General features: G+C 57.2%; 14 protein-coding genes. 5 read left to right on the forward strand and 9 right to left on the reverse strand.

Annotation, left to right across the window (positions count from 1 at the left end):
- Nucleotides 1-7 precede the first annotated feature (7 nt).
- Complete coding sequence (locus ACM6IN_RS26555) at nt 8-721, forward strand: DUF3108 domain-containing protein (RefSeq protein WP_095114118.1); 714 nt, start codon at nt 8-10, stop codon at nt 719-721.
- 286 nt (nt 722-1,007) lie between these two features.
- Here ACM6IN_RS26555 and ACM6IN_RS26560 read toward each other — a convergent pair whose 3' ends face one another.
- Together ACM6IN_RS26560 and ACM6IN_RS26565 are read right to left on the reverse strand one after the other, a co-directional pair.
- Nucleotides 1,008-2,633 carry a methyl-accepting chemotaxis protein gene (locus ACM6IN_RS26560; RefSeq protein WP_095114119.1) on the reverse strand — a complete coding sequence of 542 codons (1,626 nt, stop codon included), beginning with the start codon at nt 2,631-2,633 and terminating at the stop codon, nt 1,008-1,010.
- Between the two features lie 130 nt (nt 2,634-2,763).
- Nucleotides 2,764-3,819 (reverse strand): amidohydrolase family protein, encoded by a 1,056-nt coding sequence (locus tag ACM6IN_RS26565; RefSeq protein ID WP_414916991.1) that lies wholly within the window; start codon nt 3,817-3,819, stop codon nt 2,764-2,766.
- A 128-nt stretch (nt 3,820-3,947) separates the two neighbouring features.
- On the opposite strand from ACM6IN_RS26565, the gene ACM6IN_RS26570 reads away from it, so the two are divergent.
- Nucleotides 3,948-4,364: an OsmC family protein gene (locus ACM6IN_RS26570; RefSeq protein WP_007919858.1), complete on the forward strand. Its 417-nt coding sequence runs from the start codon at nt 3,948-3,950 to the stop codon at nt 4,362-4,364.
- A 61-nt stretch (nt 4,365-4,425) separates the two neighbouring features.
- Nucleotides 4,426-5,292 carry a pirin family protein gene (locus tag ACM6IN_RS26575; RefSeq protein WP_095114121.1) on the forward strand — a complete coding sequence of 289 codons (867 nt, stop codon included), beginning with the start codon at nt 4,426-4,428 and terminating at the stop codon, nt 5,290-5,292.
- A 246-nt stretch (nt 5,293-5,538) separates the two neighbouring features.
- Here ACM6IN_RS26575 and ACM6IN_RS26580 read toward each other — a convergent pair whose 3' ends face one another.
- The 4 genes from ACM6IN_RS26580 to ACM6IN_RS26595 all read right to left on the reverse strand — a co-directional run bounded on the left by ACM6IN_RS26580 (nt 5,539) and on the right by ACM6IN_RS26595 (nt 9,248).
- Nucleotides 5,539-6,267, reverse strand: coding sequence for a dienelactone hydrolase family protein (locus tag ACM6IN_RS26580; protein WP_414916992.1), 729 nt, complete (start codon nt 6,265-6,267; stop codon nt 5,539-5,541).
- A gap of 68 nt (nt 6,268-6,335) precedes the next feature.
- Nucleotides 6,336-8,240 carry a molecular chaperone HtpG gene (gene htpG / locus ACM6IN_RS26585; protein ID WP_034156253.1) on the reverse strand — a complete coding sequence of 635 codons (1,905 nt, stop codon included), beginning with the start codon at nt 8,238-8,240 and terminating at the stop codon, nt 6,336-6,338.
- A gap of 82 nt (nt 8,241-8,322) precedes the next feature.
- Entirely contained in the window at nt 8,323-8,775 is a 453-nt protein-coding gene (locus ACM6IN_RS26590) for a PaaI family thioesterase (RefSeq protein WP_414916993.1), read from the reverse strand.
- A complete protein-coding gene (locus ACM6IN_RS26595; protein WP_414916994.1) occupies nt 8,772-9,248 on the reverse strand; it encodes a PaaI family thioesterase in 477 nt (158 codons plus the stop codon). The genes ACM6IN_RS26590 and ACM6IN_RS26595 overlap by 4 nt, the downstream gene beginning before the upstream one ends.
- A 158-nt stretch (nt 9,249-9,406) precedes the next feature.
- Between ACM6IN_RS26595 and ACM6IN_RS26600 the strand changes: the two genes are divergently transcribed.
- On the forward strand, nt 9,407-9,643 hold the full coding sequence (locus ACM6IN_RS26600) for a hypothetical protein (protein WP_007919867.1): 237 nt from the start codon (nt 9,407-9,409) through the stop codon (nt 9,641-9,643).
- Nucleotides 9,644-9,721: 78 nt separating this feature from the next.
- Here ACM6IN_RS26600 and ACM6IN_RS26605 read toward each other — a convergent pair whose 3' ends face one another.
- Both ACM6IN_RS26605 and ACM6IN_RS26610 read right to left on the reverse strand, forming a co-directional pair.
- Nucleotides 9,722-10,123 (reverse strand): MAPEG family protein, encoded by a 402-nt coding sequence (locus ACM6IN_RS26605; protein ID WP_007919869.1) that lies wholly within the window; start codon nt 10,121-10,123, stop codon nt 9,722-9,724.
- Nucleotides 10,123-10,860, reverse strand: coding sequence for a DUF599 domain-containing protein (locus tag ACM6IN_RS26610; protein ID WP_007919871.1), 738 nt, complete (start codon nt 10,858-10,860; stop codon nt 10,123-10,125). Before ACM6IN_RS26610 ends, ACM6IN_RS26605 begins: the two co-directional genes overlap by 1 nt.
- 233 nt (nt 10,861-11,093) lie before the next feature.
- Here ACM6IN_RS26610 and ACM6IN_RS26615 point away from each other — a divergent pair, with 233 nt between their 5' ends.
- Nucleotides 11,094-12,329: a hypothetical protein gene (locus tag ACM6IN_RS26615; protein WP_414916995.1), complete on the forward strand. Its 1,236-nt coding sequence runs from the start codon at nt 11,094-11,096 to the stop codon at nt 12,327-12,329.
- A 95-nt stretch (nt 12,330-12,424) separates the two neighbouring features.
- On the opposite strand, the gene brnQ is transcribed toward ACM6IN_RS26615, so the two are convergent.
- A complete protein-coding gene (brnQ, locus tag ACM6IN_RS26620) occupies nt 12,425-13,738 on the reverse strand; it encodes a branched-chain amino acid transport system II carrier protein (protein WP_007919876.1) in 1,314 nt (437 codons plus the stop codon).
- Nucleotides 13,739-13,871 lie beyond the last annotated feature (133 nt).

Consider the following 13,871-nt stretch of genomic DNA (forward strand, 5'->3'; position numbering starts at 1 on the left):
AGATATTATGCGTCGCGCCCTGCTCTTCGCTTGCGCTCTGCTCGCCCTGCCCTTCGCGCAGGCAGCCGAACTTCAACCGTTCTCCGCCAGCTACACCGCCGACTGGAAGCAACTGCCCATGAGCGGCACCGCCGAGCGCAGTCTGGTCAAGGAAGCCAACGGCGTCTGGAAGCTCAGCTTCAAGGCCTCGATGATGATCGCCAGCCTGACTGAAGAAAGCACCCTGACCCTGGACAAGGACACCCTGCTGCCGCAGTCCTACCACTTCGAACGTGGCGGCCTGGGCAAAGCGAAAAAGGCTGATCTGGATTTTGACTGGAACAGCAAAATGGTCACTGGCACCGACCGTGGCGACGCGGTGAAAATCCCGCTGAACCGTGGCATGGTCGACAAGTCCACCTATCAACTGGCGCTGCAGCATGACGTCGCCGCCGGCAAGAAGACCATGAGCTATCAAGTGGTCGATGACGGCGAAGTCGATACCTATGACTTCCGCGTGCTGGGTTCGGAAAAAGTCGAGACCAAGGCTGGTCAGATCGATGCAATCAAGGTCGAGCGCGTACGCGACCCGACACAAAGCAAGCGCATCACCGTCCTGTGGTTCGCCAAGGATTGGGATTACCTGCTGGTTCGCCTGCAACAGGTTGAAACCGACGGCAAGGAGTACAACATCATGCTCCAGGACGGCACAGTCAACGGCAAAACCGTTAAAGGCAGCTGATCCGCCGCTACATCAAAGAGCCCCGCGAAATGCGGGGCTTTTTTTTGCGTGCTGGATTGGAGATTTGTACCTGGCTCGCCCCTCACCCCAGCCCTCTCCCGAGGGAGAGGGAGCTGACCGAGATGTCTGGCGCCATGCATCGACCTGAAAAGTCGAGTCGATTATGGATTCCCCAAAGCAAGATCAGGTCGGCGTAACTCGCTAATCTTCCACGGTCAGTCCCCTCTCCCTCTGGGCGGTCCGACGTTTCGGGAGGGTTAGGGTGAGGGGCTTTTGAAGGCGAACCTCAAACCGAAAACTTCGCCACCATGCTGTTCAGATCCACCGCCAACCGCGACAGCTCCTGACTCGCCGCACTCGTCTGATTAGCCCCCGCCGAGGTCTGCATCGCCAGATCACGAATGTTCATCAGATTGCGATCCACCTCCCGCGCCACCGCTGCCTGCTCTTCCGAGGCACTGGCGATCACCAGATTACGCTCGTTGATCAGTGTGAATGCCGAGGCGATCTCTTCAAGTGCAGTCCCGGCAGCCTTGGCCAATTCCAGCGTCGAACGCGCCCGCACATTGCTTTGCTGCATCGAACCGACCGCTGAATCGGTGCCCTGCTGAATGCCGCCAATCATCTGTTCAATCTCTTGCGTCGACTGCTGGGTGCGATGCGCCAAGGCCCGCACCTCATCCGCCACCACGGCAAACCCGCGCCCGGCATCACCGGCCCGTGCAGCCTCGATCGCAGCGTTCAACGCGAGCAGATTGGTTTGTTCGGCAATCGAACGAATCACATCCAATACTTTGCTGATGCCATGAACCTTCTGCGCCAGATCTTCGACCTGCGACGCATTGTTGGTCACGTCTTCGGCGAGCAACTCTATCGACGAAACGGTTTGGCGCACTTGTTCACGGCCATGCTGAGCAATGCGATCGGACTCACGCGAAGCTTGCGAGGTGGCGACCGCATTGCTGGCCACCTCCTCCACCGCAGCGGTCATCTGATTGACCGCAGTAGCGGCCTGCTCGATTTCCAGACTCTGCTGATGCAGCCCGCGCGTGGCGTCTTCCGTGACGCAGCTCAGCTCTTCCGATGCCGAGGCCAATTGGCTGGAAGACTCGGATATTTGCCGGATAGTGTCGCGCAGGTTGTGCTGCATGCTCTTGAGCGCATGAAGCAGTCGCGCCGGTTCGTCCTTGCCGCTGATGCTGATATCACCGGTCAGGTCCCCACCCGCCACCACCTCGGCGACACCCAACGACTGCGCCAGCGGCAGCACAATGCTGCGCGTCAGCAGCAGGGCCAGGCCGATGGTGATCAGCGCGGTCACGCCGATCATCACCCCGACCCACACCCGCGAATTGATAAACACCAGTCGCGCCGCTTCAGTGGCGAGATTGGCATTGTGTTTATTCAGTTCGACCAGCTCGCGCAGCAGCACCGCGATTTCGTCGGCCAGCGGACTCATCTGGCCATTGAGAATGGTCGCGGCTTCTTCCACGCGATTCTGCGCAGATAACTGCATGACCTGCGCCTGAAACTCCAGGTACTGATGCTCGGCAACCTTGAAGCGATCAAACAGCTTGCGCTCTTCGGGCAGCACGATCAGCACGTCGTAACGCTGCTGAGCCTCACTCAGCACCCCACGCAGCTCATTGAGTTTGACGACATTCTGCTCCAGCGCCTGCGGATCGCGATTGAGCAACAGGCGCATGGTCAATGCGCGCAGGCGCAGCATGTCCTGACTCATCTCACCGACCGCCATGACGCTGGGCAGCCAATTGTTATCGACCTCGTCAGATTGGGCGCGCATGTTCGACATTTGCAGCAAAGCGAACGCCCCGAGGGCAAACACCATCAGCGCCAACAGCCCAAAACCGAGGCCGGCGCGCGGGGCAATATTGAGACTACGGATACTCATTGCTCTGGTTCCTTCCAAAAGCGCTGCATCAACCCTGCAGCTGGTTGCTTTAGAAGGTATCGGCCCGGCGAAAATTTGCGTAAGACCAAAACGTGATATCAAAAGGCCTTAATACTCCGAACCGTGGGCATTAACGATTCAGCGCGGTTTTGCCGGACTTGAGCACCGTTCGCGGCAAGATCGCCAGGAAATTATCCCGAGCGACTTTTTTCGCAACGTCCTCGGGCAACGCATCAAGGAACGGCTTGAAGCTATGCATTTCCTCACCGAGCTTGTTGAAACGCCCTACCACGTCCGAGCCAAGCATGAAGCGGTCCGGGTACTTCTCGACCAGCGCCAGCCATTCCGGGCGCGGCTTGCCCTGCTCGTCCAGCAGATACGGCGTGAGCATGCTCCACGACAAATCAATGAACAAATTGGGGTAAGCCTCGAGCATGCGCGTCAGGGTCGGCAGCAAAAACGGCAACTGTGTCTGATGCCGATGAATTTCAGCACTGGTGCCTGCGTGTGCCCAGATAAATCGCGTGTGTGGGTGATTACGCAGCGGCTCTTCGACTTCCTTCAGATACAGCGGATTCTTCTCACGCTTGGAGGTGATATTGGAATGCAGCATCACCGGCAGATCGTTCTCGGCGGCGAGATGATAGATCTTGGTCATCGCCTCGTTGTTGGCCCGCGGCGTGTCGCCGGACGTCAGCGCCGTGAGGTCGTCATGCCGGGTGAACACCTCGCCGATGCCCTGCCACAGCCCCGGATACAGATCGAGCATGCGCTGGATGTGTGCGGCAGAGTTCTTGTCGTTGGGGTTGAAGCCCGACAGAAACGGATGAAAGTACAGCCGCTGCTCGGCGCTCAGCTTTTGCACGGCGTCGGCGACAATCACGTCGGTCGCACTGTACCAATAGGCATCAGCGTCATCGCCAGCGTAGTAGCGCGGACGCTTGGGTTCGTCCTCATGCCATTTTTTCGCCACCGGAATGCCAGAAATCATCACATGCTCGACGGAACCGTCCTTCATCGCCGTCAGCAGTTTCGCCATGCCTGCGCTTTCCTGGAAAAAATCCACGTAATGCAGGTGCGCATCGCTGTAGGTGTATTCGCGGGCGCTGACGTTGCCGGCAAGCAGCAGAAGACAGGCAAGACTCAAACGATACAGGGACACAAGTAATCTCCGGCAAGTAGGCATAGCCTAGACCCCGCCCTGACGACAAGGGTTCATCCCGCAGGAAAGTGGAACGCGTGCCAGTGGGAATGCTCTATAACTGCAAGGTCTTTTTTGATCGAACGACTTTTCCTACTGCCAGTGAGGTTCCCATGACCGTTACCGTCAATACCGTCTCCGCTGAAGGTTTTCGTCACACCGTACAGATTGATGACCACGAACTGTTTGCCGACGTGCCGAAATCCGCCGGCGGCGAAGGCTCGGCGCCTGAGCCGCACGACTATTTCGATGCCGCCCTCGGCGCCTGCAAAGCGCTGACCCTGAAGATGTACGCGAAGAAGAAAGACATCCCGCTGACCGGCGTCGGGGTCGACGTCAAACGCGATAACAGCGAAGAACAAAAAGGCAAATACGTCCTGCACGTCACCCTCACTCTCAAAGGCGTACTCACCGATGCCCAGCGTGAGGAACTGCTGCGCGTCGCCGACCGCTGCCCGATCCATAAACTGATGACCACAACCGACGTCAGCATCGAAACCCACGCCCCGCAAGGCTTCGACAGCCAGTAATCCTCCTCATGCCAGCGGCGGGTTATGCTTCTGGCATCACCCGCTCAGCCTGGAATGCACCATGGACACGCAACCTCTGATCATCCGCCCGCGCGCCGAAGACGTCGAAGGCCAGCCGATTCTGCGCCCGCTGCCGTCAGCCAAATGCCGCAGCGTCGGGCCTTTCGTGTTTTTTGATCACATGCTCGAGACGGTTTATCCGACGGGCAAAGGCATGAACATCCGACAGCACCCGCACATTGGTCTGTCGACGCTCACGTATCTGTTCGAAGGACAGATCCAGCACAAGGACAGCCTTGGCTCGGATCAGGTGGTCAGCGCTGGCGATGTCAGCTGGATGACTGCCGGTAGCGCGATTGCTCACGTTGAACGCACGCCTGAGCCGTTGTGGGACAAAAGCTTCACCATGCACGGTTTGCAGATCTGGCTGGCGTCGCCCAAGGATCACGAGCAAGGCCCGGGGCATTACAGCCATCATCCGGCAGCGACGTTGCCGGTCAGCGATAACCTCGGTGTACAGATCCGGATGATTGCCGGGTCAGGCTTTTGCCTGGAATCGCCGGTGCCGGTGCTTTCTCCTACGTTGTATGCGGAAGTGCAGATGCAAACGGCGACCACGTTGCTGATTCCGACCGAGCATGAAGAGCGGGCGGTTTATGTGCTGAGTGGGGATGCGCAACTGAACGGTGAAGCGCTTGAACCGCATGCGCTGGCGGTATTGCCGGCCGGGGAAGAGATGAGTCTGTTTGCCGAGAGTGATGTTCACGCCGTGGTGTTTGGCGGCGCGCCGCTGGACGGGCCTCGGCGGATCAACTGGAATTTTGTGGCGAGCGATCCGGCGGCGATCGATGAAGCGCGGCGCAAGTGGGCGACCGGGGACTGGCCGACGGTGCCAGGGGAAGTTGAGCGGATCGAGTTGCCGCGCTGAAAAGCCACCCTCACCCCAGCCCTCCCGAAACGTCGGACCGCCCGGAGGGAGAGGGAGCCGACCGAGGTGTCTTCAGTCATCCATCGACCTGAAATATAGCGTCGATTATGGGTTCAGCTAAACACAGCAGACGATTTCGGATTCACATAAGCATTTTCAGGTCGGCGGACCTCTGAAATATCCCCCAATCAGTCCCCTCTCCCTTTGGGAGAGGGTTAGGGTGAGGGGCTTTTGCTTTTCAGGCTTTTAGCCCTTGAACACTTCATCCAGCAAATCATGCATCGACTTGAATGCGCGCTTGGCGGTCTTCGCGTCGTACATCATCTTGCCCGGCACATTGGCATGCGGATCGGTAAAGGAGTGCACCGCACCGCCGTAGCTCAGCAGTTGCCAGTCCACTTTCGCCGCGTTCATCTCGTCTTCAAACGCCGGCAACTGTTCTTTCGGCACCAACGGGTCAGAAGCACCGTGCATCACCAATACCGAACCCTTGATATTCTGCGCATCGGCAGGATTCGGCGAATCCAGCGTACCGTGGAACGACACCGCAGCCTTCACCGCCGCGCCAGTGCGCGCCAGATCCAGCGCACAGCAACCGCCAAAGCAGAAACCGAACACCGCCAGTTTCGACGTATCGACCGCTGCTTCGCCCTGCTTCTGCAATTGCTCGAACGCCGCTTGCATACGTTTGCGCAGCAGCGCGCGATCATCCTTCAACGGCATCATCGCCGCACCAGCCTGATCAGCGTTTTGCGGGCGCACCGCCTGACCATAGACGTCAGCGATCAGCACCACGTAGCCCTTGGCCGCGACCGACTTGGCGATCTCTTCGGCACCGGCGCTGACACCCATCCAGTTCGGCGCCAGCAACAAACCCGGAAGCGCGCCGTTGTGCTCGGCGTCGAACGCCAAACGACCTTCATAAGGCTGGCCGTCGATCTGATAGACCACGGAACGTACAGTGACTTGGCTCATTTCTGACTCCTGATTGGTTAAACACCAGAATGAAAAAACCCGCCGAAGCGGGTTTTTCTACGACTTGGTTAAACCGACAGCTCAACCAGCAGCTTGTTCAGACGGCGCACATAAGCGGCCGGATCTTTCAAGCTGTCACCCGCCGCCAGCGCAGCCTGGTCGAAGAGAATGTGCGACAGGTCGCCAAAACGCTCTTCGCTCTGCTCGCCATCGAGTTTCTCGATCAGCGGGTGGCTTGGGTTGAATTCGAAGATCGGCTTCGAATCCGGCACTTTCTGTCCGCTGGCTTCGAGGATCTGACGCATTTGCAGACCCAGATCCTGCTCGCCGATGGCCAGAATGGCCGGCGAATCGGTCAGACGATGCGAAACCCGGACTTCCGCCACGGAATCGCCCAGCGCGGTTTTCAGACGCTCAACCAGACCTTCTTTGGACTTGGCGACTTCTTCTGCGGCTTTCTTGTCCTCTTCCGAGTCCAGGTTGCCCAGATCGAGGTCACCACGTGCCACGTCGACAAAGGTCTTGCCGTCGAACTCGCTGAGGTAGCTCATCAGCCACTCGTCGATACGGTCGGTCAGCAGCAGCACTTCGATGCCTTTCTTGCGGAAGACTTCCAGGTGCGGGCTGTTTTTAACCTGCGCGTAGGTTTCGCCGGTGAGGTAGTAGATCTTGTCCTGACCTTCCTTGGCGCGGGCCAGGTAGTCGGCCAGACCGACGATCTGCTCGCCGTCGTCGCCATTGGTCGATGCGAAACGCAGCAGACCGGCAATTTTCTCTTTGTTGGCGAAGTCTTCTGCCGGGCCTTCTTTCATGACCTGACCGAAGTTCTTCCAGAAGCCCTTGTATTGCTCAGGCTCGTTCTTCGCCAGTTTTTCCAGCATGTCGAGCACGCGCTTGGTCAGCGCGGTCTTCATCGAATCGATAATCGGGTCTTTCTGCAGAATTTCCCGCGACACGTTCAGCGACAGGTCGTTGGAGTCGACCACGCCTTTGATGAAGCGCAGGTACAGCGGCAGGAACGACTCGGCCTGATCCATGACGAACACGCGTTGCACGTACAGCTTCAGGCCTTTCGGCGCTTCACGTTGGTACAGGTCGAACGGTGCGCGGGCCGGCACGTACAGCAGCGAGCTGTATTCGAGCTTGCCTTCGACTTTGTTGTGGCTCCAGGCCAGCGGGTTTTCAAAGTCGTGCGCGATGTGCTTGTAGAACTCCTGGTATTCCTCGTCCTTCACTTCAGTGCGCGGACGGGTCCACAGAGCGCTGGCGCGGTTGACGGTTTCCCATTCAACGGCCGGAGCCTCTTCGCCTTCGGCAGCTGCCGCTTCTTTCGGCAGCTCGATCGGCAAAGCGATGTGGTCGGAATACTTCTTGATGATGTTGCGCAGACGCCAGCCATCGGCGAATTCGTCTTCGGCGGCTTTCAGGTGCAGGACGATACGGGTGCCGCGCTCTGGCTTGTCGATGGTGGCGACTTCGAACTCGCCCTCGCCTTTCGACGACCAGTGCACGCCTTCGCTGGCCGGGGTGCCGGCGCGACGGCTGTACACGTCAACCTGGTCGGCAACGATGAAGGCAGAGTAGAAGCCCACACCGAACTGGCCGATCAAGTGCGAATCTTTCTTCTGATCGCCAGAAAGATTCTTCATGAAATCGGCAGTGCCGGATTTGGCGATGGTCCCCAGGTGGGTGATCACATCGTCACGGTTCATGCCGATACCGTTGTCTTCGAGGGTGACGGTCTTGGCGTCCTTGTCGAAACTCACACGGATTTTCAGGTCAGCGCCGCCTTCAAGCAGCTCTGGCTTGGCCAGGGCTTCGAAGCGCAGTTTGTCGACAGCGTCAGAGGCGTTCGAGATCAATTCGCGAAGGAAAATTTCCTTGTTGGAATACAGCGAATGGATCATGAGGTGCAGCAGCTGCTTTACCTCGGTCTGGAAGCCCAGGGTTTCCTTTTGAGTTTCCACACTCATGGTCATCAAACTCCAATCAGATGGCAGTGGCCGCGACCCGAAATGGTCGGCGGCGGGTTGTCTTGTGAGTTTGGGGCGCTGTTCAGGATTTCAAGGGCTCATCGATTTTGAAGTGCGCGCGAGCGGTGGCAATCGGTTCGCTTTCGGTACTTTGCCAGGCGGTGATGGCGACGTTGGCTACACGCCGGCCCTGGCGACACACCTGACATTTGGCCCAAGTGTCGCGAAACTGCCCGGCGCGTAGGTAATCGAGAGAGAAGTCGATGATCTTCGGCACCCCGGGCGCACCGGTGAAGATCAACAGATGCAGAGCGGCGGCCAGCTCCATGAACCCCGCGATCACCCCGCCATGGATTGCCGGCAATAAAGGGTTACCAATGTTGTCCTTGTTCGCAGGAAGCCTGAACAACAATTCATCGCCGACGCGTGAGCATTCGATGCCGATCAGCCCGGCGTAGGGAATCAACTGCAACAGCGGCGCGTAATCGCCCTGCGCGTGAGCCTTGAGCAATTGCTGCTTGAGGTCATCGCTCATTGCCCTTCTCCCTTGATTACACCGCCAAAGCCTTTTGTGCCTTTGAGGCCCTTGCCCATGCGCATGAACGTACCGACCACATGGGCGATCGGCTGCTCGGGATCGTCCTGATAGGCGAAACCGCGAGCGAAGATTACGTCGGTGGTCACCCGGTAGCACTGAGCGAAGCCATACACATCTTTATCGGGTTCGGCGGCATGCATGTAGTCGATGCGCAGGTCGAGCGTCGGGCAGACCTCGAATTCCGGCAAAACGCACAGCGTGGACATTCCGCAGGCGGTGTCCATCAACGAAGTGATTGCGCCGCCGTGGATCACGCCGGTCTGTGGATTACCTACGATTTTCGTGCTGTACGGAAGGATCACCGTAAGCCCTTCGCTGGACGCGCTGTGCACGCGCAATCCGAGTACCTGACAATGTCGCAGCGCGGAGAGAAACCGCGTCGCGCGCTCAAAAACGGGGTTTCTGTCCATTTGATAATTACTCTCGTTAGAGCCTTTTGCCAGTAGTAAGCAATACAGCAAAAGTTCCGTGTAAAAACAAACTTATATATCTGAAAGAAATGAGGAACTTAACCTGTAGCGCCGAGTTCTTAAGGCCAGTAGTTATTTTCCATAAGGAGAAACACCCCATGCGTAAGACTTTTGCTATTGCCTTGATGTTGACCGCTTCCCTCGGTCTCGCTGCCTGCGATAAAAAATCCGAGGACAAAGCTCAAGATGCCAACCAACATGCTGAACAAGCTCAGCAAGACATGAACAAAGCTCAGGATAAAGTGAACGACGCTGCGAAAGAAAACGCCGAAGCTGCCAAAGCTCAGGCTGAATCGAACGCTGCTGCACAAGAAGAAGCTGCCAAGAAGCAATAATTCGCTTTTTGCTGCAGAAAAAAGAAAACCCGCCAAGTGCGGGTTTTCTTTTGCCTGTCATCTAGCGCCCGGCTCGTCTTAGAGCAAGACAGTTCTAAAAGTCGGACTAATCATCAGTAGCAACGAGCACAGTACGCCAACTACCCAAACCAGGCTGCGCAGCTTGGGTTGGTCGGCCAGATAGAGCCACAAATAGAGAATCCGCGCGATAACAAAAACGATCGCCAATGTATCGATCAGCCATCCTGCCGTCTGAGTGGTGTGCGCCATCAACACGCCGACCGCGAACAACATGAACGCTTCAATCGTATTCTGATGCGCCGCCAGCGCCCGCGCGCCGTAGCCGGTCAGTTGCGCCTGTTGCTGACGCGGCAGGTGGTTGTTGTAACCGCCCTGCTCTTTCATCGCCTTGCCCACCGGCATACGCGCGATATAAATCAACAGCGCAGTGATAAACACACACCAGAACGGAATACTCATCAAGCGACCTCTTTGTTTGTCTCGGGAATGGGAGCTTCTGTAGGGGTATAGACCATGACATCGAGAACGTCGGAATGAAACTCGCGGCGGTACAAGACCAACACCACCCCGGCGCTCATCAGCATGAACAGCCACGGGCTGACGAACCACGCCAGCATGGTCATACCGAAGTAGTAAGAGCGCAGCCCGAAGTTGAACTGGTTCGCCGCCATCGAAATCACCCGCGCCGCCCGCGCCGCGAACGCCTTGCGCTCCTGTTCGGAGACATGTCGCTCACCGATCATTGGCGCCGACCCGACCAAAACCGCCGCAAAATTGTACTGACGCATACACCAGCTAAAGGTGAAGAAGGCGTAGACGAACACCATCGCCAGACACAGCAACTTGATTTCCGACATGCCCTGCGATGCCTGCTGCACCATCGGGATGTCAGCCAGCAACGACACCGCCCGCTCCGAGGCACCAAGCACGGTGAGAATGCCGGCGAGGATGATCAATGTGCTGGAGGCGAAGAACGAGGCGTTGCGTTCAAGATTACCAATTACGCTGGCGTCGGCGATGCGGTTGTCACGCAACAGCATGCGGCGCATCCAGTCTTCGCGGTACAGGTGCAGCACGCTGGCCAGACACGCTGTATCGCGGCCTTTCCAGGAGGCATAACGGGTATAACCACCCCAGCAGATGACAAACCAGATGGCGGCGAGCAGGTGAATCAGGTTGGCTTGGATGAACGACATTCGTTTTCCTGAGCATGAGGAATGATGGGAGTAACCCTTTGTTTCGACGTATTGGCTCGCAAAAAGACACGCTCATTCGAGAGTCGAATTTATTCAAAAATAGACCGCAGCTATTAATTTGCGAAGGCTGATACCTGTCAACTCTGACAGTAGCACCGAGGGTGAGGCGGGCATAAGGTTGTTTATGACCAGAGAATACTGACAGGCACGCTAACCCAGACAAGGACTCGATCATGACACCTTCGAACGCTGCACTGCCCATTGACGCAACATTCGGTAGTCAAGGGTATGCCGACTCTTTTGCTCCGGGAAGCCAGGCTCTGAGCATCGCAGGCCTGCGCCCTGATGGAAAAATCCTTCTCGTGGGACAAACCTTTGTAGACGGCAAGGTCAGTTTTCATTTGGCGCAATTACTGGCGGACGGCACTAACGATACTGGCTTCAACAAAAACGGTTCGATCGTAGGTACGTTTACAGGTTCGGGACAAGCCAGCGGAACTGGCGCCTGTGTTTATAAAGACGGGAAGGCGCTGCTTTTCGGGTTTCAATATGATGAGGACCAAGGGAACCGGTTTGCGCTTGCCAGATTTTTCGCTGATGGTGAAAGAGATCGCGAGTTCGGTCCCGATGGGACGGTTTACATCCCTTTTCTCCCGCAGTCCAAATCGCAACCATCAAAACCAGGGACTTTCGCTAACTCGAGTTCCAGAACCAGGGTAGTACTGACCGCTGATGAAAAAATTCTCGTCGGTCAAAACAACCGACTGTTCAGACTTGATCAGGAAGGAGTTTTTGATACCACTTTTAACGGCAAAGGCTGGTTAGATCTTGCACTGAACATCTCTTCGATTTCGGTTTCTGAGAATGGAGTCATCACAGTCGCAGGCGCGACAGCGGCCTCTCGAAAAGGAGTGATCGTGCGTCTGAATGTAAATGGAACGCCCGATGAAGACTTCGGCGATGATGACACTGGAACTGTCTACTTCCCATCGGATTACCCGACCAGCGTACGAAGCCTGATGCTACGTGCTGACGGTAGTTTCTTTGTCGCTGGTGAAGTCGACACCGCTCCTGACGACGATTGGGGTAAAGGGCGCAGGGGAATGATGGCCGCGTACAACCCGAACGGTAAACCAAATATTGCATTCAATCAGGGTACGCCTATCGTCACTGATCTTGGATTAACCGACGGTTGCAGTTGGTTCGATCTGAGTGGGGAGCCTAAGGATGGTCTGGTCGTGGTGGGAGGCACGGGACAAAGAACAAGAGAGCAAATGCTCGCCTGCCGCTATCTGGCAACGGGAAAACCAGACACAGACTTTGGTGAAGGCAAGGGATACGTTACTCAGTACTTGGGGCCTGGTATGCAGTGGATTTCGGTGGCAGTGCAGCCCGACAAGCGAATACTCCTGAGCCGCGCTAGCGACAACATCAATTTAGGGGCTCTGGTCGTACGTTATCGGGGCTGAGAATTATCAGCTTTCATAAAAAATGCCCCGTATCGATTGATACGGGGCATTTCTGTTTAAGCGTTGAAGACCCGCTTTTGGCGGGTCAGGTAACGTCAGGCAACCGCTTCGCTGCGCTTGCCGAGCATGCGATCACAAACAACCGCAACCACCAGCGTCATCACGCACGGCACCAGCCATGCCAGCCCCTGCTCGCTCAGCGGCAAGTGGGACAACTGCGATGGCATCCAGCCGGCCAGACCGGCGCCTTTCAGCGCGTCGATGGTGCCGAAGATGAACGACACCAGCATCACCGGACCGAGGATACGGCCGTGCTCATGCCAGAAATCTTTGCAGAAGCTCAGCGCCACCAAGACGATGCACGGCGGATAGATCGCGGTCAGCACCGGAATCGAGAAGGCAATCAGCTTGGTCAGACCCAGGTTGGACACCAGCAGCGAGAACGCCGCCAGAATGATTACCAGAGTCTTGTAGGACAGTGGCAGCACACGGCTGAAGTATTCGGCACACGCACAAGTCAGACCGACCGCCGTCACCAGACACGCCAGCGAGATCAGCACTGCGAGGAAACCGCTGCCCAGCGAACCGAAGGTGTGTTGCACATACGCGTGCAATACCGCCGCGCCATTGGTCGCGCCCGCTGCTACTTCGTGGCTGCCGGAACCAAGGCGGAACAGGCTGACATACACCAGCGCCAGACCGACACCGGCAATCAGCCCGGCGATGATCGCGTAACGGGTGATCAGCGCCGGCGACTCGACGCCACGGGAGCGGATCGCGTTAACGATGACGATGCCGAACACCAGCGCGCCGAGGGTATCCATGGTCAGGTAACCATTGATAAAGCCTTGGGAGAACGGTGCCGCCACATACTCAGGCGTGCCGTGACCGATATCACCCGCCGGCAAGGCGAATGCAGCGATGCCGAGCACTGCCAGTGCGATGATTTTCAGCGGCGCGAGGAAGCGGCCAACGGTGTCCAGCAAACGCCCAGGGTAGAGCGAGATGAAGAACACCAGCAGGAAGTACACCGAGCTGTAGAGGAACAGTGCCAACGGGCTTTCGCCGGTCAGCGGCGCCAAGCCTACTTCAAACGATACGGTCGCAGTACGCGGGGTGGCGAACAACGGGCCGACCGCCAAGTAGCAAGCCGCGGCCAGAATGCCGCCAGCGATCTTGCCGATCGGGCTGCTCAGTGCATCCATCGCCCCACCGACCTTGGCCAATGCAACGACGGTGATCACCGGCAGACCCACCGCGGTGATCAGGAAGCCCAGCGCGGCCATCCAGACGTGAGGTCCGGCCTGCAAGCCAACGATCGGCGGGAAAATGATGTTGCCAGCCCCAACGAACAGGGCAAATGTCATAAAGCCAAGTGCCAGGATGTCCTGACCTTTCAAAACTTTCATTAAGGTAATACCACACTACTGAATCGGAATTTAGAGGGGGATTGCCCTGTGTAATTAGGGAAATGCTGTCGATCCGTATGGGACTGACCCTTAAAGCGCGTTGCATGCCTTGTGGGCGGCAGACGCAAAAATG

This window comes from Pseudomonas sp. IT-P395, assembly GCF_949767675.1.
Lineage (GTDB): Bacteria > Pseudomonadota > Gammaproteobacteria > Pseudomonadales > Pseudomonadaceae > Aquipseudomonas.